General features: G+C 38.5%; 21 protein-coding genes. 1 reads left to right on the top strand and 20 read right to left on the bottom strand.

The genetic code is table 11. The features are described from left to right. Positions 1-19: 19 nt before the first annotated feature. The 20 genes from DYC63_RS08545 to DYC63_RS08450 form a co-directional block, all read right to left on the bottom strand. Positions 20-1,903 (bottom strand): polysaccharide biosynthesis protein, encoded by a 1,884-nt coding sequence (locus DYC63_RS08545; RefSeq protein ID WP_115219498.1) that lies wholly within the window; start codon positions 1,901-1,903, stop codon positions 20-22. 2 nt (positions 1,904-1,905) lie between these two features. Further along, complete coding sequence (locus DYC63_RS08540; protein WP_115218835.1) at positions 1,906-3,087, bottom strand: DegT/DnrJ/EryC1/StrS family aminotransferase; 1,182 nt, start codon at positions 3,085-3,087, stop codon at positions 1,906-1,908. Positions 3,088-3,104: 17 nt separating this feature from the next. Beyond that, on the bottom strand, positions 3,105-3,848 hold the full coding sequence (locus DYC63_RS08535; RefSeq protein WP_115218834.1) for a Fic family protein: 744 nt from the start codon (positions 3,846-3,848) through the stop codon (positions 3,105-3,107). A 24-nt stretch (positions 3,849-3,872) separates the two neighbouring features. After that, positions 3,873-5,117, bottom strand: coding sequence for a NeuD/PglB/VioB family sugar acetyltransferase (locus tag DYC63_RS13405; protein WP_115218833.1), 1,245 nt, complete (start codon positions 5,115-5,117; stop codon positions 3,873-3,875). Continuing rightward, on the bottom strand, positions 5,118-6,251 hold the full coding sequence (locus tag DYC63_RS08525) for a glycosyltransferase family 4 protein (RefSeq protein ID WP_115218832.1): 1,134 nt from the start codon (positions 6,249-6,251) through the stop codon (positions 5,118-5,120). Positions 6,252-6,253: 2 nt separating this feature from the next. After that, complete coding sequence (locus DYC63_RS08520; RefSeq protein WP_115218831.1) at positions 6,254-7,432, bottom strand: glycosyltransferase family 4 protein; 1,179 nt, start codon at positions 7,430-7,432, stop codon at positions 6,254-6,256. Then, on the bottom strand, positions 7,429-7,992 hold the full coding sequence (locus tag DYC63_RS08515; protein WP_172459470.1) for an acyltransferase: 564 nt from the start codon (positions 7,990-7,992) through the stop codon (positions 7,429-7,431). The genes DYC63_RS08520 and DYC63_RS08515 overlap by 4 nt, the downstream gene beginning before the upstream one ends. Before the next feature lie 4 nt (positions 7,993-7,996). Beyond that, positions 7,997-8,716, bottom strand: a complete 720-nt coding sequence (locus DYC63_RS08510; protein WP_172459469.1) for an O-antigen ligase family protein — start codon at positions 8,714-8,716, stop codon at positions 7,997-7,999. 395 nt (positions 8,717-9,111) lie between these two features. Continuing rightward, the gene (locus DYC63_RS08505) at positions 9,112-10,278 is read right to left on the bottom strand and encodes an MATE family efflux transporter (RefSeq protein WP_115218828.1); all 1,167 of its coding nucleotides are present in this window, start codon (positions 10,276-10,278) and stop codon (positions 9,112-9,114) included. 66 nt (positions 10,279-10,344) lie between these two features. After that, positions 10,345-11,373: an NAD-dependent epimerase/dehydratase family protein gene (locus DYC63_RS08500; RefSeq protein ID WP_115218827.1), complete on the bottom strand. Its 1,029-nt coding sequence runs from the start codon at positions 11,371-11,373 to the stop codon at positions 10,345-10,347. A gap of 101 nt (positions 11,374-11,474) precedes the next feature. Then, on the bottom strand, positions 11,475-12,749 hold the full coding sequence (gene tviB / locus DYC63_RS08495) for a Vi polysaccharide biosynthesis UDP-N-acetylglucosamine C-6 dehydrogenase TviB (RefSeq protein WP_281267771.1): 1,275 nt from the start codon (positions 12,747-12,749) through the stop codon (positions 11,475-11,477). 38 nt (positions 12,750-12,787) lie between these two features. After that, a complete protein-coding gene (locus tag DYC63_RS08490) occupies positions 12,788-13,951 on the bottom strand; it encodes an LPS O-antigen chain length determinant protein WzzB (RefSeq protein WP_115218825.1) in 1,164 nt (387 codons plus the stop codon). 15 nt (positions 13,952-13,966) lie between these two features. Continuing rightward, positions 13,967-15,259 (bottom strand): adenylosuccinate synthase, encoded by a 1,293-nt coding sequence (locus DYC63_RS08485; protein WP_115218824.1) that lies wholly within the window; start codon positions 15,257-15,259, stop codon positions 13,967-13,969. After that, on the bottom strand, positions 15,256-16,356 hold the full coding sequence (locus tag DYC63_RS08480; protein ID WP_115218823.1) for an ATP phosphoribosyltransferase regulatory subunit: 1,101 nt from the start codon (positions 16,354-16,356) through the stop codon (positions 15,256-15,258). The genes DYC63_RS08485 and DYC63_RS08480 overlap by 4 nt, the downstream gene beginning before the upstream one ends. Further along, positions 16,353-16,547, bottom strand: coding sequence for a DUF2065 domain-containing protein (locus tag DYC63_RS08475; protein ID WP_172459468.1), 195 nt, complete (start codon positions 16,545-16,547; stop codon positions 16,353-16,355). Before DYC63_RS08475 ends, DYC63_RS08480 begins: the two co-directional genes overlap by 4 nt. Beyond that, entirely contained in the window at positions 16,544-17,431 is an 888-nt protein-coding gene (gene hflC / locus DYC63_RS08470) for a protease modulator HflC (RefSeq protein WP_115218821.1), read from the bottom strand. The genes DYC63_RS08475 and hflC overlap by 4 nt, the downstream gene beginning before the upstream one ends. 9 nt (positions 17,432-17,440) lie before the next feature. Further along, positions 17,441-18,772: an FtsH protease activity modulator HflK gene (gene hflK / locus DYC63_RS08465; protein WP_115218820.1), complete on the bottom strand. Its 1,332-nt coding sequence runs from the start codon at positions 18,770-18,772 to the stop codon at positions 17,441-17,443. A 9-nt stretch (positions 18,773-18,781) separates the two neighbouring features. After that, a complete protein-coding gene (gene hflX, locus DYC63_RS08460) occupies positions 18,782-20,071 on the bottom strand; it encodes a ribosome rescue GTPase HflX (RefSeq protein WP_115218819.1) in 1,290 nt (429 codons plus the stop codon). 183 nt (positions 20,072-20,254) lie between these two features. Then, a complete protein-coding gene (hfq, locus tag DYC63_RS08455) occupies positions 20,255-20,554 on the bottom strand; it encodes an RNA chaperone Hfq (RefSeq protein WP_115218818.1) in 300 nt (99 codons plus the stop codon). A 147-nt stretch (positions 20,555-20,701) separates the two neighbouring features. Continuing rightward, the gene (locus tag DYC63_RS08450; RefSeq protein ID WP_245888096.1) at positions 20,702-21,571 is read right to left on the bottom strand and encodes a prohibitin family protein; all 870 of its coding nucleotides are present in this window, start codon (positions 21,569-21,571) and stop codon (positions 20,702-20,704) included. A gap of 137 nt (positions 21,572-21,708) precedes the next feature. Here DYC63_RS08450 and DYC63_RS08445 point away from each other — a divergent pair, with 137 nt between their 5' ends. After that, entirely contained in the window at positions 21,709-22,377 is a 669-nt protein-coding gene (locus DYC63_RS08445) for a 4'-phosphopantetheinyl transferase family protein (protein ID WP_115218817.1), read from the top strand. Positions 22,378-22,403 lie beyond the last annotated feature (26 nt).

Raw genomic sequence — 22,403 nt, 5'->3', positions numbered from 1 at the left:
AACTTGAAATGAAAATATTTTATGCCGAATAATTGCGCACATCTTGACTACGCTTATAACCGTCAACATAATATTCTAACTGTTCCAATACCCATTCTAAATCATTTTCCGATTCTTCTAATACTGCCATGCGTTCAATCACAGTAACAATTTCATCATAAGGAAAAAGCTTCTCTCTTGCTAAAAAAATAGAATCATGTAGGGTTTTTTGGGCATTTTCTTTATCAATGAGTAATTCCTCATATAATTTTTCGCCTGCACGCAATCCTGAATATTGGATTTCAATATCGCCTTCTTGATTAGCTTGCTCTTTAAATGTTAAACCGCTTAATTTGATCATTTGACGAGCTAAATCTTGAATCCGAACAGGTTCTCCCATATCTAATAAAAATACATCGCCCCCCGTTCCCAAAGCTCCGGCCTGAATGACCAACTGTGAAGCCTCTGGGATAGTCATAAAATAGCGAGTAACATCAGGATGGGTAACCGTAATTGGTCCGCCTTTGGCAATTTGCTGTTTAAACAAAGGTACAACCGAACCGGAAGAACCCAATACATTGCCAAAACGTACCATGCTAATTTGAGTTTGATGTTGCTTTTCTGCCATTGCCTGACAATACAGCTCCGCCATACGCTTAGATGCGCCCATCACATTAGTAGGTCGAACAGCTTTATCTGTTGAAATCAAAACAAATGTTTCAACACCTTTGTTGACAGATGCATTGACACTGAAAGCCGTACCAACCGCATTGTTTTTCAAGCCTGCAATCGGATTAGCCTCTACTAAAGGAACATGTTTGTATGCAGCCGCATGATAAACTGTTTGCACTTGATATTGCTCAATAATACGTTCCAATTTAGCTTGTTCTAACACTGTACCTAAAATAGGAATAAGATTACATTGAGCAGACTGCTGCAATTCTTTTTCTATGGCATATAAAGCAAATTCTGTTAATTCATATAAAATTAATAACCTTGGCTGATTTTTAATGATTTGGCGACACAATTCCGAACCGATTGAACCGCCTGCACCTGTTACCATTACCACTTTATTTTTAATATTCTTAGATAATAATTCTGGAATAGGAGCCACAGGATTTCTTCCCAGCAAATCAACAATATCGACATCTTGAATATCGGAAATACGAATATTCCCATCAACTAAGCGAGTTAAACCCGGTAACTCAGTAATTTTTATTGAAGAATCTTCTAAAAATTTAACAATTGCTTGTTTACGCTCACGGCTGACTGAAGGTAAAGCAATTAAAACTTCATCAATCTGATATCTTGCAAAACGTTGTTTAGCTTGCTCAGCGGAATAAACTTTCAATCCGCCTAAAATACGACCATTTAAAGCGGGATTATCATCAATAAAATATAAGGGCAAATGATCTTCGGAGCGAATTAAAATACCTGCAACTTGTTGCCCTGCCGCTCCTGCTCCATAAATCACCATACGTTTACGCAATTTATGAGTTTGCAGAAATAATATCCTAATAAAGAAACGAATTACACTTCGACTAAACCAGACCCAAGCAAACATAGTAAAGCCAAACATCAACGGAATACTATTAGGAATAAAAGCAGATGTGGTACGAGCCAATAAATACAACACGATAACGGTTAGAATAGTTGCCATAGCTAAGCGACCAATCATCATCTCATTGAAACTACGCACAATAAAACGATATACACCTGTTAAGAACAAACTGAAAACCGCAACTAACGAGACCAACCATTCTCCCAACATTAAATTGGGAACAGCATCTACTGATAAATCAAATAGACGTATTACATAGCAGCCCCATAATAATAATGGGAATACAAAAAAATCAAGAAAGCTCAAAAAACTTTGTTTTAGCCTTCTTGATGCAGCAGTTAATGGGAAAATGATTGCTTTAATATTCATAACAATTCATCTATTTTTTTACATATAAAAGAAATTGCTTCTCGAGTTTTTTGTATATTTTCTTTGCTTAAGGTCGGATGCACTAAGAACATTAAACTGCTTTCACCTAACTGTTTTGCATTCGCCAAACGCTCTTTAGGAATCCAAGGGGTACCTTCAAATGCTTTTTCTAAATAGACTTCTGAGCAAGAACCGCTATAACAAGGAACACCAAAATCATTAATTTCTTGCATAATACGGTCTCTTGACCAACCATCTGGCAATTTATTCAAATTAACTTGCACATAACATCTATAAGCAGCATGCAGATAATCATCAGTCGGTTTAAATACGGTAAAATAAGGACTATTGCTAAAAGCAGATAAAATTGCATTCATATTTTCATTGCGTTTCTTCGTCCATTCAGGCATTCGTTTAAGCTGAATGCGCCCAATAACGGCCTGTACTTCCATCATGCGCCAATTTGTTCCGAAAGACTCGTGCAACCAACGAAAGCCGACAGGATGTTGCCGATTATATACTGCATCAAAACTTTTACCATGATCTTTATACGACCACATTTTGTTCCACAGATTCTCATCATTGGTCGTTACCATACCGCCTTCGCCACCGGTTGTCATAATTTTATCTTGGCAGAAAGACCAAGCACCAATATGTCCGATAGAACCGGCTGAACGATCTTTATACATTGCACCGTGAGCTTGGGCACAATCTTCAATGACATATAAGCCTTTTTCTTGTGCCAATGCCATTATCGGATCCATATCGCACATTAAGCCGGCAAGATGTACACAAATAATCGCTTTTGTATTTGGCGTTAAAACCGCTTCTATCGTACGGCGAGAAATATTTTGCGAGTCTAGCTCTACATCAGCAAATACCGGATTAGCTCCAGCCGTAACAATAGAACTTGCTGAAGCAAGGAAAGTACGAGATGTTACGATTACATCATCACCAGCACCAATGCCTAGTGCCTTTAAAGCGACATCAAGTGCTAAGGTACCATTGGCTAGTGCCACAGCATATTTAGTTTGAGTATAGTCCGCAAATTCTTTTTCAAATTCACGGCACTCTTGCCCTGTCCAGTAATTGACTTTGTTGGAAAGAATTGTTTTTGATACCGCATCTGCTTCTTCTTGCGTAAATGATGGCCAAGGTTCAAAAGGGGTATTTAGCATAAGTTATCCTATTTTTATCAATAATTTTCCAAAGTTTCTAATATAACACCGAGCATAAATTCAATAAATACGGTTGAATCGTTTTCTTTATCCGCTTGTGCCAAGACTTGGTAATATTCCGCTTGATGAGCGTATATAATCGTTTCGATAGGGATCCAAGCAAAAATGGGATTAGCACGACTCAGGATGACATTCTGCCATAATCGACCTATTCGACCGTTTCCATCATTAAAAGGATGAATCATTTCAATTTCATAATGGACAACCGCACTTTTAATTAAATCCGGCGTATCATCATTCTTTGCCCAAGTAAATAAATCACTAATCAGCTTTTCAACAAACTGCGGTCTCGCTCCCATATGAACTAATTGTCCGGAGGCATTATAAATACCGACATCTTTACTTCTAAAATTCCCTGATTCATCAACTATTGTTTGAGTTAATAAATGATGAGTTTTTAGAAAATCCTGTACGGAATAAGGATCGTAACTAAGTATTTCATCATAAGCATCATAGGCATTTTTAACTTCTTGAATTTCTTTTGGATGCCCTAAAACTCGTTTACCGTTAAGTACCGCTGTTACTTGCTCAAGCGTCAGACTATTATTTTCAATCGCTAACGATGAATGAATAGAGCGGATACGATTTTCTTTACGCAAATGTAAATTCCGCTCATACTCAATCTGTAATGTGCCTAATTTATAGGATATTTTTACCATAAGATTAAGCATTTTATTTGTAATGAAAAATGGTGGTTTCATCTTAAATTTCCAAACAGCAAAATCTTATTTCTTTAAAATTCTAGCGGGATTGCCAACAACAGTAACATCATCAGGAATATCGTTAATCACAACAGCTCCCATTCCTATTACAACATTTTTGCCAATTTTAAGCGGTTTATCAGGTGTTCCTTGCTTAATCATTGCTCCAGCTCCAACATAAGTATGGTTGCCAATATGCACATTGCCATTGCATTTTACGCTCGGAGCAAAGGTAACATAATCACCAATAACACAATCGTGTTCTACATAACTATAAAGATTGGCGTGAAAAGATTTCCCTATTTGCACATTCGATCCTAATGTAACAAAAGGACTGATCGCACAATCTTCTTCAACTGAAACTGAATCCATAATAACCGCACTTTGTGAAATAACCGACCACAATTTAATGTCGTCAGCAGTTAATTTATTGCAAATTTTTTCACGAATTTGACCGCTTGCAATTGCTATTAAAACCGCTTTTTCTGCATATTCTTGTTGCTTAAAAGCCTCATAATTCATTGCTCGATATCCGTTAATTTTTGCTTCTTCAGATAAACTATCATCAATGAAACATAACTCAGCTTGCTTATCTTGTTTTTCTAGATATTCTTTGGCAACAGGCATTAAGCTACGCCCACAACCGGAAGCACCATAAACGGCAAAAATTTTGTCTGATTTTGTACCGGTAAATTTAGAAATTGTGGCTTCTCCTTCCGCACTAATATTTTCTTTAAAAAAGACTTTTTTTACTGTTTTAAATAAAATTTTAATATCTAGCCAAAATGATTGATTTTCAACATACCAAGTATCTAATGCAAATTTTTGCTCCCAGCTAATTGCATTTCGCCCATTTACTTGAGCATAACCGGTAATACCCGGGCGAACATTATGCCGTTTCGCTTGCTCTTCATTATATAGCGGTAAATATTCCATTAACAACGGACGAGGACCAACTAAACTCATATCGCCTTTTAATACATTCCAAAGTTCCGGCAATTCATCAAGGCTAGTAGCACGCAACATTTTTCCAAATGGCGTTAAACGCTCACTATCCGGCAATGGATTCCCTTGAGCATCAACAGCGTCTTTCATTGTTCGAAATTTAATCATCTCGAAAGGCTTACCGTTCAATCCCGGGCGAATTTGACGGAATAAAACTGGAGAACCTAGATTTTTCTTTACTTTATAAGTAACAATCGTATAAATTGGTAAAAATAAAATCAACGCAACAATTGAAACTGTAATATCAAATAGGCGTTTTAGCATTTAAATCTCCATTTCTTGAATCATATGCTGATTAACTTTATTTACATCATATTTTTCAGCTACTAATTCACGTGATCTTTTTCCCATTTCAATGATCAAAGATGGATTTAGAATAAATTTTTCCATAGCTTGTTGTAAGCTATCCACCGATTGTACTTCCACTAGATAACCATTTTCTCCATTTACCACTGTCTCACGACATCCTGGAGCATCTGTTGTGATTATAGCTCGCCCCATTGCCATTGCTTCCAATACTGTTCTAGGCGTTCCTTCACGATAAGACGGTAAAACATAAATAGAACTTGCAACAATAGCAGGACGAACATCTGAAAGTTTTCCCCAAAAGTGGATTATGCCACTTTGAATCCATTCATTTAACTCCGACTGACTAATTGAGGAAGGATTGCTATCAATCCACCCTACTAGATGAAATTCTGCTTGTGGATAAATCTTTTTAATTTCTTTAGCTGCATTAAAATATTCTCTGATTCCTTTATCTACTAGCAATCTAGCAATAAGTAAAAATGAAGCTTTAGGGTAACCAGTATCATTTAACGGTAATTCAACAACATTAAATTTAGAAAGATGTACACCCGAACCATTTACAATTACAGAGGGAGTATTAGGAATCAAGTTTAATGCTTTGAATAATGCCTTATCATCAGGATTTTGAAAAAAAACTTTACTGCTTCGTGCTAATGCAAATTTATACATATGGCGGATTATCTTTTGTAATTTTGTTGGTTTATCATTTGATTGAAAGGCATAGCCCAAGCCTGTAATTAGTGCAAACCGTTTAGGTACATTTGCAAACCAAGCAGAGGACATTCCATAAATGACCGGCTTAATTGTATAAGCTAATACATAATCAGCTTTAACTTCTTTTAGAGTCTTATAAATAGCCCACATCATTTTAAGATCAGATAACGGATTCATCCCTGTACGCTGCATAGGGATTTCTATTAAATGATATCCTTGTTCTGATAAAAATTGTGCTTCATTGGGGAAATCTTGCAAATTAGGTGATAAAATATAAATTTCATATCCCTTACTTGCTATTGCTTCTAAAAGCTTTCCTCTAAAATTTATAATTGAAGGAGGAAAATTACAAATAACAACAAATTTAAAATTCATAATTATAAATCTTTAACCATTATTCTAGCAGTAGTCCAAAATTTTTGCCTTTTTTCTTTTAAGATATCTGAATCATATTCTTTCGATTTTTCATAATTTAATACACCTTGCTCATATCTTATTTTTTGAGATGATATTAAAAGTTGTAATTTATCACTTAAAGCTATAGAAGAACCTGGTTCTATTAAAAAATCTGAACTTAATAGCTCAGGAATTCCTCCTACATTCGTAGCTACAATGGGTAGTCCTCTAGCCATTGCTTCAATCAATGCTCTAGGTAATCCTTCTGTATAACTAGGTTGTATATATATATCTAAACTATCTAACCAAAAATTGATGTCTGCTCGTGAGGATAAAATTCCATCAAAAAAAACTTGGTCTAATAAATTTAAATTTTCTGCATGTTTCTTATAATTTTCTTCTAATTTACCTGAACCTAATATCCTCAATTTTAAATTAACACCTTTGTTCTTCAATAATTTAACAGAATCTATCGCCATACCTATACCTTTATAAGGATTATTAAACGAAGCAATAATCCCAATTACTATTTCTTTATTCTTTATTTTATAACTTTCCACAGAAAGATTTATCTTTTCAATATCTATTTCTACATTAGAAGCACATTCTTGATAAGAAAATGTAGGGTATTTCTTTTGAAGAATTTTATTTGTCACATAGATAACGCCACTAGCTTTTTTTAAGACTAATTTATTTAACAATACAATTATATTAATTGCAAATAAAATAAACAAATTTTTATTTGTAATTGCATTTAATAATGCATCTTTAGGGTCACCAACAAACTCAACAAAAAACTTTCTTCTAAATATAAGATTTAACAAAAAAACTAGTAGACCCAAAAAACTTGGCATTCTTAAAATAAGATAATCAGTTTTTTTTAACATTTTGAATATCAAGCATATATTCTTAAATAAATTTATGAAATATATTTGAAAAATAGTTATTCCAAACACTGGATTAAAAATAACTTGAGTATTCTTAATTTCAGTGAATAAACTGGCATTTTCCTTCTCTTCCATTCTAGACAAAACATAAATTTTATCTTTAGAATTGAAAATATAACGACAAAATGTTTCATCAGTTATTTTGCCCTCACTATATATATTTCGTCCATTTTTTTTGAATATATGATCATGTACATATAGAATATTTATCATAATATAGCTCTCAATTTTTTTGCAGGAATACCTCCATAAAGATAACCAGATTCTAATCTTCCCTTAACTACAGCACCTGCAGCAACAACAACTCGATTTTCAATAACGGAACCTGCTAAAATGCGAACCCCGCAACCAATCCAAACATCATTCCCTATAATTATAGGAGATAACTTTGTTGAATTATACTTAATAGGAATAGAAAAATCATTCCAAGTATGCTCAAAAGAAATTAATGAACAACTATGAGCAATTGACACATTACTTCCAATACTAATGCCGCCAACAGCATCTATATAACAAAATTCATGAAAACTAGTATTGTTGCCTATTTTTATATTTTTAGAATTTTTAATAATTATATAATTAGCAATATAAACATTACTTCCAATAGTTGAAGAATTCATTTTTAAATCAAAATATCGAACTAGAAGTCCAACTCTGCTAGAATTTAATAAAAAAGCAATTAAGCTTCGAATAAATTTAGGTATTAATTTATATATTTTGAATAAAAATTTTATTTTTAAGTTGTGCTTTAAAAAAATTTCTCTACCTTTCATTGGATTACCTTGCTCCCTCCCAATCATGTTTGGAATTAACTATGAGTATGCAAATTAATAAAAAAGTGTCTTTTACTATAAAAAAATCATTTGAGATCCATGTGATTAAAATAGGAAGAAAAATAAGAAAAATTTTATTTTTACTTATTGTTTCAATAAATTTATAAAACAAATAAACAATAAAAATAAAACCTAAGATTCCAAATTCATATAACATTCTCAAATAGCTATTATGAACTGTGTTACTAACCCCCAAATATTCAGTGTTTTCTATGAAATTATTAAACCCAAATCCAAATAATATATTTTTTAGATTCAGACTCCATACTTCATAACCAATAATCCAAGTAGTTACTCGACCACTTAGATCACCTGTCTTTAAATTTTCTAACCTATATTCCAAAGTTTTATATAAATCATCAATATTCATATCTAGTAATGTAAAAATATTAGATAAATAAAAAAATAAAATTAACAAAACAAATATTGGAATAAGTTTGTATTTAATTTTGAATACAAAATATACCAACATACCTAAAATAACTCCTCTGGAAAAACTTAATAAAATAAGAAAAGCCATCATAAATAAAAGTATTAATTTTATTTTTCCTTTAGAAAAAAACGAATCTAATAATAAGAAAGAAATAAAAGTACTATATGCAAAGTAGTTAGGGTTATACATTAGACCACTAGCCCTTATTCCACCATCTCTAATATAAAACATATAATTAAAATCTGATATTTGAAGAAGATTTAGAAGAGAACATATAAATACTACTGCTAAAATACATCCTAAAGAAATAACAAAGTATTCAGTTGATTTGTTTTCGAGTGAAAAAATGAAATACAATGGAATTATTATTGAAAAATAATATATTATCCTAAAATCTAATACATTATTAACTATACAGTTAACAAAAATATAGATTAGAAATAACAAAAAAGGAGTACTTAAACGAAATGGTATTATTATTTTATTTCTTCTGACATAAATAAAAAAGCAATAGAAACCATAAAACCATATAAATATATCTAAAAATGAAAAAAAACCTCTGCTTACAAATAAAAAAGCCAGAATGAACATCAGAATAAAATTGATCATATTATTCACTTATCAATCTACTCAATATAATTCTTTTTACATTCCATAAGAACATAAAAAATGCTAAACAATAATATAGAGAAATAAAAAACAGTCTGAGACAAAGATAAAATAAATAAAGATCCATAAAAAATTGAAATAAATATAAAAAATAATGAAATGCTTATTGAAAAAAACAAAGCCTTTAAAGCAATTTTTTGCTTTTTAGTCATGATTAAAACATTATAAAAAGGTGCCGATATTACATTAAAAAAACTAGCTATTAGAAATACGAAATATATGTTGCCATATTTGATATAATTAAATTTAGAAAATAAAAAATAAGCGTCTTTTATATAGAGCATAAATAATACAAAAAACAAACCTAAAATAATTGAGATTCTTATAGACTGAATAAAATATATTTTCAATTCAGACCAATTTGATTTATATTTAGCATAATATGGTGAATATAAACTACTTACAGCAACAATAATTACTCCAGAACTCATTGATATTTGTTCAATTACTTTATATGAAGCCAAATCTTCAAGATCAAAATATACCATTAATACTAATATCGGTAAAAATCTTAACAAATGCCCAAGATAAGCAATAATTATAAAACCCTTTAGTTTAAATAATATATAAAAAAAATCGCCAATATCTATGACTTTTATTTCTCTCACTACTTCAATAAACCATGCTTTATCATAGAAAAAAATCAGAAGGGATTGAATAGCTATACTCATACAATATAAATATATAACATTATCTAAATTCATATTTTTTTCTCTAATGAAGAAGTGAATTAATAATAAAATTAATAATATGCTATAAATGAATGAGTTTTCAAACAATATGGAAAAATTCGATTTAAATTTAGCTTTAAAATAAGAAGAGATAATGTTATTAAAAATCATTAGATAAAGAAAAAACACCATCCAGATATATTTGATATCAAATATTAAGAACCATGCTAGTGAAAATACGAAAAAAGGATATAAAGATATAGATAAAGCATTAGCTATAATTTTAGAATCTGTTTTTGATTCTATTACTTCTGGAATTAAACTTTTGTCTTGCCCCAAACGTGAAAATAAAGCGAAAGCAATCAAAAAAGAAACTATGTTAAAAAAAAGACCTGCTTCTGAAGGGGAGAGCCATCTTGAAATACATAATACAGATAAAAATCCTCCTAACAATCCTCCTCCTCTAAGAATTAAGGAGTAAATACTTTTTATGACGATCATGAGATATAATTATTTTGTTTATTCGGAAATTTTGCTAACATACCAAGTTATGGATATTCTAATCCCTTGATTAACATTGTATTGTGGATTATAAGATAATTTACCTTGAATTTTCTTGATATTTGCTTGAGAATGTCTTACATCTCCAGGTCTAAAATCTTTATAAAACGGTTTTTTATCATATTTAATTGATTTTTTTTTGAGTGAAATTTGAATTTCATTAAATAATTCATTTAATGTTATACGCTCACCAACAGCAACATTGTAAACTTGATTTTTAGCTTCCTCATTTTGAGTTGTCGCTGCTAAAATATTAGCTTGAATAACATTTCCTATATAACAAAAATCACGACTAGTTTCACCATCACCATTGATAAAAATATCATCTCCTTTAATCATAGCAGCCGTCCATTTTGGAATGACAGCCGCATAAGCTCCATTAGGGTCTTGTCGCTTACCAAATACATTGAAATAACGTAATCCTATAGCTTTGAAATCATAACTTCTAGCAAACACAGAAGCATAAAGCTCATTTACATATTTTGTAACTGCATATGGAGAAAGTGGATTTCCGATATTTTCCTCAACTTTAGGCAAAGCAGGATGGTCTCCATAAGTAGAGCTACTTGCAGCATAAGTAAAACTTTTTACTTTTGCATCTCTAGCAGCCACAAGCATATTCAAGAAGCCTGTAATATTTGCACTATTTGTCGTTATAGGATCTGCAACAGAACGAGGAACTGATCCTAACGCGGCTTGGTGCAATACATAATCCACACCCTCACAAACTTTTTGGCAATCTTCTAAATTACGGATATCACCATGATAAAAAGTAAAATAAGCCCACTGTTCTGAAGAAACTAGACTTTTTACTTCATCTAAATTATGCTGATGACCTGTAGCAAAATTATCTAAACCAATAACTTTTTGATTTAATTTCAATAAGGTCTCTAATAAATTAGAACCAATAAAACCGGCAACTCCTGTAACTAACCATACCTTTTGACTTTCATTAAGCTGTCCGCAAATTTCTTCAAATTTTGTCATATTAAACTCTATTATATCGATCAGGTGTAAAATCCTCTCAATTTATATTTTTATTACGCTACAAATTGAGAGCAGAGTATCAAATATATACTGTTTATAAATTATAAACGTATATCAACATCATTTTGACTTAATACATATTTGAGATCATATAGTATATGCACTGGTTTACCTAAGTTATGAATTTGTTTAGCCCCCATTTCTTTAAACTCATTATGAGCTACTGCAAGAATAATTCCATCATAAGAATTATCATTTAATACTGAAATTGGTGTAATACCATACTCCTCTTCCGATTCTTTTGCATCAATCCAAGGATCATAAACATCTATATTCATATTATACTCTTTTAATTCTTTAACAATATCAATAACTTTAGTATTTCTTAAATCAGGGCAATTTTCTTTAAATGTTAAACCCAAAATCAAAACTTTTGCTCCTTCAACTTGAATTTTCTTCTTAATCATTCCTTTAACAAGCTGAGTTGCAACATAACTACCCATAGAATCGTTCAAACGACGACCCGCTAAAATAATTTCAGGATGGTAACCTATCGCTTGAGCTTTGTGTGTCAGATAATAAGGATCAACACCAATGCAATGTCCGCCTACTAAACCCGGACGGAATGGTAAAAAGTTCCATTTAGTTCCTGCTGCTTTTAATACATCTTCAGTGTCAATTCCCATTTTATTAAAAATAAGAGCTAGCTCGTTAATTAGAGCAATATTGACATCACGTTGAGTATTTTCAATAACTTTTGCAGCTTCGGCTACTTTTAAACTTGGTGCTTTATGAGTTCCAGCTTCAATAATTAGGTTATATACTTGATCAACATAGTCTGCAACTTCTGGAGTTGAGCCTGAAGTAACCTTCAAAATATTTGTTACACGGTGCTCTTTATCGCCGGGATTGATTCGTTCTGGGCTATAACCTGCATAAAAGTCTTTATTAAAAATTAGATTGCTATTTTTTTCTAGTACAGGAATACATACCTCTTCTGTAGCACCTGGATACACTGTAGATTCATAAACTACAATATCTCCTTTTTTTAACACTTTTGCGATAGTTTCTGAAGCTTTAATTAGCGGTGTTAAGTCTGGCTGTTTATAATCATCAATAGGCGTAGGAACAGTTACAATGAAAAAATTGCATTCTTTTAATTTTTCTAACGATGTTGTATAAGAAATGTAATTAGCCTGTTTCAACTCTTCACTTGTTACTTCTAAAGTATGATCCTGATGCTGATTAAGATCATCAATTCTATTTTGATTAATATCAAACCCAACTGTTGTAATTTTTTTACCAAACTCAACTGCTAATGGTAGACCAACATAACCTAAACCAATAATGCCAATTTTCAATGATTCTAAATGCATAATAGATAACCTTATATTAAATTACCTGGTAAAACAACTTAATTAATATTTTTCTTGATTGAACTATTTTTAAACAATGACAATAAAATTATCCATACTATTGATAAACAGAAACCTAAAAACATACCTAATACTAAAATTATAGCTTTTTTAGGCTTATCTCTCCTCACAGGATAATCAGGTGAAGCATGATAATGATAAGTTTGTGCTTTTATTTGTTTAGCTTGTTCTAATAATGCTTCAAGTTGTTTGACCTGCGAGTCAATTTGATAGTACCGCGTAGAATAAATTTTACCTTTTTCCGTCAAAGCTTCAATTTGTGCTTTTAAGTATTTTTTACCAAGCATGAATAAGTAGTTACTATTGAACAATTGTGAATCTACTAAAGATACTTGTGCTTGTGCTTGTGCTTGTGCTTGTGTTTGTGCTTGTTGTGTTACATCTTGAGAAACATTATCATTAAGGAAAAATTTATAATAATCTTCAACTCCTGCTCTGTCAGCAGTTTCATAGGCTTTATTCAAATAATCCAGTTGTACTTTTTGCAATAAATTTACATTCTCATCATGTACGAATTTTTCGTACCTAAGCGTTTTGAGCGTATTCTCAAAATTAATCAAAAAGCTATCTAATTCTATTTTGAGCGTTTCAGCATCCACAAAATTTACAAAAGCTTCTAAAGTTTTTTTTGCTTCTGTTGGCGTTTCAGCGAAGAAAGAGATTTTGTAACCAATCGTATTAGGTTCTTTTTTAGCATCCGGAATAATAAATTTAGTTGTTTGATTGCTCAAACTAGATAATGCGATAATTTTTCCAAACTCATCTTTACCTTCTGTGAGTTGTTTGTAAATATCAGATTGAGCAAAAAATTCGTTTCTGACATCCGTTGAACGTGCTAATTGGCTAAAATTGGCAAATAAATTAGCTGACAATGCATTAGGATCGATGGCTTCGGTTTGCAATATGCGATTATATTCACGGCGAATAGCCAAATATTCACCCATATCGCTTAGTGTGGGAGCAACGACTGTTGTTTTTGATGTCCATTGCTGCTTGGCAGTAAAAGCATAAGCCGCAGCTAATATTGTTGTAATCGCTGTAACGGCGATAATTTGCAGTTTGTTTTTCCACAAAACGCGGATAAGTTCAATCAGGTCAATTTCGTCATCTGCTTGATGATATTGCTGAATATTGTTTGTCATATAATTTACCTCTTTTTATTTTAATAAAGATTTTCGAATAATCGTATGTTGTCTGTCTGGTCCGGTGGAAACAATCACGATTGGCAGTCCTAACCATTGTTCTAATGCGGCAAGGTAATCGCGCGCTTTCTGCGGCAATTCCGCTTCGTTACGTAAGCCGAAAGTATTAGATTGCCAACCTGGCACGCTTTCATATACCGGCTCGCAAGCAGCTAAATCATCTGCGCCCAGAGGAGCAATGCTTAATAATTCACCACGCAAGCGGTAATGGGTACAGACTTGCACGGTTTCCAATTCATCTAAGACATCTAATTTGGTAATACACAGTCCATCAAAAGATGAATTCAGATGTGCGCGGCGTAAAGCAGGCAAATCAATCCAGCCGCAGCGGCGTTTGCGCCCTGTGGATGCGCCGATTTCCTGTCCGACTTTACCTAAATGTTCGCCAATGTCATTTAATTGTTCGGTAGGGAAAGGTCCGCTGCCGACGCGCGTGGTATAGGCTTTGGTAATTGCCAAGATATAGTCTAGCGCATGCACGCCAACGCCGCTGCCAGATGCCGCACCACCGGAAGAAGTGGTAGAAGAGGTCACATAGGGATATGTGCCGTGGTCGATATCGAGCATCGCACCTTGCGCGCCCTCAAAAATCACATGTTTGCCTGCTTGATGATGCTGCTCGATTTCAACGCTGACATCAGCAATCATTGGCAAAACGGTTTCTGCATAAGCCAACCATTCTTCAATTACCGGCTCAACGGCTACTGTTTCCGCCTGCAAATAATGCTCCAATAAGAAATTATGGTAAGCCATCAATTCTGTGATACGGCGGCGGAATAAATCAGGGTTATGCAAATCCGCCAAGCGCAGACCGCGTCTTGCCACTTTATCTTCATAGCAAGGCCCGATGCCGCGTCCGGTCGTGCCGATTTTGCCCTCGCTGCGCGCTGCCTCACGCGCCTGATCCAAAGCGATATGGCTGGGCAAAATCAATGCGCAGGCAGGAGAAATGCGCAAACGCTCGCTGACAAGCACACCTTCCGCTTGCAAGGCCTGCATTTCTTTGATTAAAGCACGCAAGCATAAAACGACACCATTGCCGATATAACTGACGACGCCCTCATGTAAAATTCCGGAGGGAATCAGATGCAGTACCGTTTTTTTGCCATTAATGACCAACGTATGCCCTGCATTATGACCGCCTTGAAAGCGCACCACTGCCGCGGCTTTTTCTGTCAACAAATCAACAATTTTTCCCTTACCTTCATCGCCCCATTGCGCGCCGATAATGACCAAATTGGTACTCATGATTCTCCCTCATGTTCAAAAATGACTGCAATACCGCTTCGTCTTTTTGACAAAGCATCTTGAAAAATCTTGCTGTTTTGCGACCAAGCCTGTTTTTCGGGTCTTTGTGCAGACACAGGCAAAGGCAATAACTGTCCTAAAGTCAGTAAATCGATACTAAAACCTGTAGCAGGGCGCGCTTTGCCATAGACCTCGCCCAAGCCGTCATACCGACCGCCGCGCGCCAAAGCATCATAATGCCCCTGTGCATAAAGGGCGAAGACTAAACCCGAATGATAGCCGTAAGTACCGATGCTACTCACATCCACTACTATTTCCTGCTGCGGATATGCCGCGCGCAACATCGCTTCTGCCGCTTCTAAATCGGCAATTGCCTGATCGAACAAAGCATGGCGACCGCCGAACTGCTGTGTTAAATCCGCCAAACCCGCTCTATGCAAAGGCGCATCTAATAAAAAAGCAATATCCGCCAAACAGGCGGCACTAAAGCGTTTCGCTGTTTGCCATTGCGACAAAGTTGGACGCTGCACGCCGCTAATCGCTTCTTTTACCGCGCGACTGTCCTCAGCGCTTAATCCATGCACAGCCACCAATCCTGCAAAAATAGCGGAATGCCCGATATCCAAAACGCTTTGCTCCACACCGCAGGCATTCATGCAATCCAATAATAAGCCCATCACTTCCATATCGCCGGACACATTTGCCACGCCGTATAATTCCGCGCCGACAATCAAAGGATTACGCCGCGGCTGCGTGCTTTCGCTGCGCGTACGCAGAACATCGCCGCAATAAGCAAAACGGCGCGTGCCCGTGCCTGCCATACGGTGCGCATCAATCCGCGCAATTTGCGGCGTTAAGTCCGCCCGCACGCCCATGAGACGCCCGCTGGCTTGATCCGTGATTTTAAAAGTTTGAATATCTAAATTTTCACTACCTGCGAGCAAAGAATCTAAAAATTCCACCAAAGGCGGCTTGACCAATTCATAGCCCCATAAAGCCATACTATCGAGCAATTTACGCCTCAAACTTTCAATATGCGAGGCTTCCTGCGGCAATAATTCAATCACGTCTTCAGGCAGCATCCAATAACGCGTCATGACTGCATCCACCGCAATAAAAAGAGCAAAAGGAAAGCGCAGGTGACTAAAATGCAGCCGACTTTACGCAAAACAGCGGGCGGCAATTGCGTGATTTGCCGCATGGTCTGCTGCCATTTTTCCGGCGCAATCGCGATAATCGCACCTTCAAAAAAGAGAATAATCACTGCCGCCAATAGCCAAGGACTCACTCTGCCGCCTCGTCTGCTTTCGATGCCGGCGCAAAATACTTAAGAAAATCATTGTTAGGGTCAAGCACTAAGACATTATTTCCTTTGCCAACAAAGCCTTCGCGATAAGCATTCATGCTGCGCCAAAACTCGTAAAACTCTAAATCTCTGCCGTAAGCATCCGCATAAATTTTTGCCGCCTGCGCATCGGCATGACCGCGGATAACCTGCGCCTCTGCATCTGCCTTAGCTAAAATCTCGGCTGCTTCGCGCTCGGCATTGGCACGAATACCCTGTGATTTTTCCTGCCCTTGGGCGCGCAAATTGCGCGATACGCGTTCACGTTCGGCGCGCATCCGCTCAAAGACGCGATCGCGGATATCATCGGAGAAATCAACGCGCTTCAAACGTACGCCGACAATTTCCACGCCGTAACGTTCGCTGTCTTTGCTTAGCTCATTATTTAAATGGCTCATAATCGCATTGCGGTCTTGCGAAATCACTTCCGATACCGAACGACGGGCAAATTCATTGCGCAAACCGTCTTTGACCAATTGATCGAGCAAGGTTGCCGCGCGTTGGAAATTGCCTTGTGTGGTGGTATAGAAACGGCGGATATCGCCTACTTTCCATTCCACATAATAATCGACAATCAGATATTTCTTTTCATTTGTCAAAAACAATTCGGGATCGACGTTTAGGCGCTGAATCCGCTTGTCAAAAAATTCCACATGCTGAATAAAGGGGATTTTCATCTTCAACCCTGCGCTTTCTGTCGTACCGACCAAACGCGAGAACTGCGTGGTAACCGCCAATTGCCGCTCATTGACGACATAAAAAGCACCGCTAAAGACCAAAGCTGCTAAGATTGCCGCCGGAATTCCAATAACTTTTAATCCTTTCATACTTTCTCCTTAGCGACCGCGACTGCGCAAACGACTGCGTTCGTCTTGAGCGGCGGCATTGCCGAACGAAGACGCGCTACTGTTGTTTTGCGGACTTGCATTCGAGGTTGCGCTGTGATTGCCTGTCTGCTGCTCCGCCTGTTGATGAGCGGCGGCGATTTGTTCCAGCAACTTCTGCCCTGTTTGATCGTTTGCCATGCCGTTCATATTGATAATCGGCGTCGCATCGCCTTCCAGCACCACTTTCGGATTATCCGCATAGACCGCGCTCATGGTTTCCAAATACAATCGGCTGCGCAATGCCGCTTTATCCTGCTGATAGGCATCGAGCAAAACCGTAAAACGCGTCGCATCCGCCGCCGCACGCGCTTCAATTTGCGCTGCATAAGCCTTAGCGGCCTGCACCTGCTGCTCGGCATGACCGCGGGCAATCGGCAAACGCTCATTGGCAAAGGCTTCGGCTTGCAAACGCAAGCGCTCTTCATCTTCACGGGCGCGCACCGCATCTTCAAAGGCATCCTGCACTTCTACCGGCACCCGCGCATCTTGCAATTCTAGGGCGACGACTTCAATCCCCAAACCATAGGCGGCAATCGTTTCTTCGATAATTTTGCGCGCCTGCTGCGGCCATTCGTTACGGCGGTCGGTTAAAATATCGTCCACCGTATTGGCGCCCACTACTTCGCGAATCGCACTGGTTACCACATCGCCCAAAACTTCCACCGGATCGGCGGCATTGAATTGAAAAGCGCGGGCATCGCTAATGCGGTATTGCACCGCCGCGCCAATCTCAACGATATTTTCGTCTTTAGTCAGCATTTGTCCTACGCGCTGGTCTTGAGTACTCACACTGCCTTTCTGCGTTTTAAACTCGCCGACGCGCATGGTGGAAATCGATTGCACATCCACAATTTCCACACGTCCAAAAGGATAAGGCACGCGCCAATTCAAGCCGGATTTAGAGGTACTGCTGTATTTGCCTAATACCGTTTCTACGCCGTTTTCACGCTCTTTGACCGTATAAATGCCGGAACCCAACCATAATGCCAACAGCACTGCGCCGGCCAAACCCGCCAGTTTGCTATTAAACTGAAAATTCATCGGCGGCAGAGAACCTCCGCCGCGGCGATTGTCGCCATTATCTCCGTTGTCGCCGCTATTGCTATTGCGCCGTCCAATCAATTTATTGAACAATTCATCCAAATCCGGCGGCTGATCGCGACCTTTCGAATCATTCTGCTGATTGTCCTGCCGACCGCCCCAAGGGTCTTGCGCCATTTGCAAGCCTCGCGCGGCGCGCTGCTGCGCAATATATTGACTTAACGTTAATATCGTAAACATACTCACCTATTAGCTATTTGGTTGCGACTGTAATTCTATGGCGCGATTATACTGGGATTGCAAACGCCGCCTATCTTTTTCTGCAAGACGAAGCTGCAAAGCCATGCCGCCGTCTGCCAAAAACGTCTCGTTTTCGACGCTTTGCAAGGCAAACAATTCCGCCCGCAAAGCCCCTTCTTGCGGCGACAGCAACAGCCAACCCCGCTGCTCTTGTCCGCCGAAATGGCTTTGCAAAGCCTCGATTAACAAATCCATGCCCGCCCCTGTCAAAGCCGACACAAAAACCGTATGTGCATTGCCTTTCTCATCGCGCAAAACGCGCGCGGATTCGTCTTTCAAATCAATTTTATTAAATACGCGAATCATCGGCACATCGCCTGCGCCGATTTCCTCTAATACGCTTTCCACCACCGCTTCGCGATCAATATGATCTTCATCATGATAATCCACCACATTTAAAATCAAATCGGCAAAAGCGGTTTCTTCCAGCGTCGATTTAAATGCCGCCACCAATTCATGCGGCAAATCGCTGACAAAACCCACCGTATCGGCAAGCAAAATCGTTTGCCGCCCCTCATGCACCAATTTGCGCCAAGTCGGGTCTAGGGTGGCGAATAATTGATCCTTTGCCAAAACCGCCGAATCCGTCAGACGGTTGAATAAGGTCGATTTCCCCGAATTGGTATAACCGGCTAAAGCAACGGTCGGCATATCGCGGCGATGGCGGCTTTTGCGCGTTTCAAAACGCTGCCGCTCCACCTTTTCTAATTTTTTCTGCAACTGCTTAATCCGAATGGCGAGCAAGCGGCGGTCGGTCTCCAACTGCGTTTCGCCGGGACCGCGCAAGCCGATACCGCCTTTCTGCCGCTCCAAATGCGTCCAACCGCGCACCAAGCGCGTGGATAAATGGTTCAGCTGCGCCAATTCCACCTGCAATTTTCCCTCATGACTGCGCGCTCTTTGGGCAAAAATATCCAAGACCAAACCGCTGCGGTCTAAAACGCGCGCGGAAAACAGCTTTTCTAAATTGCGTTCTTGCGAAGGAGATAATGCCGCATTAAAAATAACCAGCTCAATACCATGAGCCTTTACCGCCTCTGCAATCATTTCCGCCTGACCTTTGCCAATCAGATATTTAGGCTCGGGTTCGGTACGGGAAAATTGCGCCGTCCACAGCGCCTGCGCGCCCGCAGAAGCCGCCAGCAAATGAAATTCTTCTTCCACCGCCGCCTCATAAGGGCGATTAATATCGACCTGAATCAAAGCGGCTTTTTCTCCTGTTTGCGGACGCTCAAACAAAAATTTTCTCTCCTGTTTCAACACACAGAGCGACACATAAAGCGTCGCTCTACGTGTTGCCCTGAATTGGAAGAGGTTTCACCTCTCCCACAAGATCATTTTCCCTAAAGGGAGGGTTTCAACCAATAAGGAAATTTTGATAAAGCCAACAAGCGGCGCTGCGCTTACCGGCATAAGAATAAATTAATACAAAGGATCGCTATGCGCCGCCGGAGCCGCTGCTGCATTGCCAATTTCAGGCTCTGCGCTTTCTTCTTGCTCCGCCTCGTCGCCGAAACGCACATTGCGCGAAGGCACGATAGTAGAAATCGCGTGTTTATACACCATTTGAGAAATATTATTGCGCAGCAACAAGACAAAGGCATCGAAAGACTCGATTTGTCCCTGCAATTTAATGCCGTTAACCAAATACACCGATACAGGTACGCGCTCGCGGCGCAAAGCATTCAAATACGGATCTTGCAGTGATTGGGATTTGCTCATTCTTATTAGACTCCTTATTAATAGATAAATTCACTAGCTATATGCCAAGGCATCACCAAAGCCAGCGCATCATATCACGGCAAGCCCAAAGGGCAAGGAAAAATGCGCTTAAGAGCAGGATTCCCGCCGTCTTTCGCTGCGCGCAAATTATTGCTTAGGCACCGTCAACATCGGCACCGCACCATTAGGCAGCATCGTGCTCGGCAGTTGTCCGTTCCATTTTTCCGCCTGCATCAAAGCGATAATATTCGGATTTTCCTTCAATGCCTCCGATTTCTCGCGAATCGCCTGCGCTTCCGCTTGAGCGCGTAAAGCAATCGCCTTTGCCTCGCCTTCAGCAAATTTCACTTTCGCCGCCGCTTCTGCTTGCGCACGCGTAATCGCGATTTGCGCCTCCACTTTCTCACGCTCTAAATTCTGCTTATAACGCTCGACTTCCACTTCCGCTTTCATGCGGTCTTCAATCGTCTGTTCATAAGCCTTGGAATAATCGATGTTTTCAATCTGTACACCGCGCAAAATCAGATAAGGATAAGGCTGAAGAATCTTCTCCACCGCCACCTCGACATCAATATTGAGTTTTTCACGCTGCTGCACCGCCCGCAAAGCCGTATATTGCCCAAACACCGTCTTTAATTCCTGCTTCACTAAAGGTATGACTGCCAGCTGATAAGCATTATCCAAATTTTTGAATTGCTGATACAGCTCTCCCACGCCGCTCTCCGATACCGCTAAAGTAATAGATACCGTAATATCGGCAGGCTGCTGATCGGAAGAATAGGCAAACACTTTATCCAAAGTCCCCGTTGTCGTGCGCACAGGAATTTTTACCACCTTATTGACCATAGGAATTTTAAAATGCAAACCGGCATCGGCAATTTTTTCAAACTTGCCATAAGACAGCACTACGCCTCTCTCGCCCTCATCAATCGTATAAAAAGTCCCCATCAGCAAAGCAAAACTAAAAAATCCGATCATCGACCATAAAACCAAACCGAATACAGAACGTAAGTTCATCGCCACTCCTTTTCCTATCAAGTCATTTTCCTACAGATGCTGTTTTACCCTTAAGATAGCACAAATGCAGAACGCGAAAAATCCACGCTTGCCTTTGCCTGCAAAAGCGCCTACTCTGCGCTTTTTTAGCCTTAACCATGACCGCCGCCCTATTTTATTGCCCGCCGCAGCTTGCGGCATATTATCGCCGCTGCCGACTGGACGAACAAGACCAAACGCGCCTTGCGCAAAATCCGCAACTCGTCAAAAGCATTAGCTGGCAAACCTCGCGCGTCGGCAAACACCTCGCCAAACAATACTATCCTCAAGGCAAACTCTGCCTCAGCCATAAAGACGGACACAGCCTGATTGCCGTCGGCACCGGCAAAACAGGCGTAGATTTGGAATATCTCCGCCAACGCGACTACCTTGCGCTGGCAGAAAAAACCTGCTCGGCAGAAGAAATCCGACGCCTGCGCCATCTCGAAGCAAAGGCGCAGCAAGAATTGTTTTACCGCCTGTGGACAGTCAAAGAAGCGCTCATCAAAGGACAGGATTTGCGCTTCCCAAGCGATATGCCCGCCATCGGCTTTACTTGGAAAACACAAGAATCCTTTGCCGAAGGCATCATCATTCGCAGCCCGTCGCCGCGCCTTGTCCGCACTTGGCTCAGCGCTGCTTTGGCCCCTGATTGGTATTTTGCCGCACTATGGTTTGAGCCGGTCGGCGAAATCGCACTTTACAGCCTTATTGACTTGAATATTCACGACATAATCGGCTCATCGGCGCTAGAAATAAAATACCGCCCCTTGTCGCTTGCTTTTTAATTACCATGCTTTACAGTAAGCCGCTT

Origin of the sequence: Suttonella indologenes, from assembly GCF_900460215.1 — a bacterium.
Classification (GTDB): Bacteria; Pseudomonadota; Gammaproteobacteria; order Cardiobacteriales; family Cardiobacteriaceae; genus Suttonella; species Suttonella indologenes.
The sequence above is the reverse complement of the archived record's forward strand: the minus strand, read 5'-3'. Positions and strand labels throughout refer to the sequence as shown.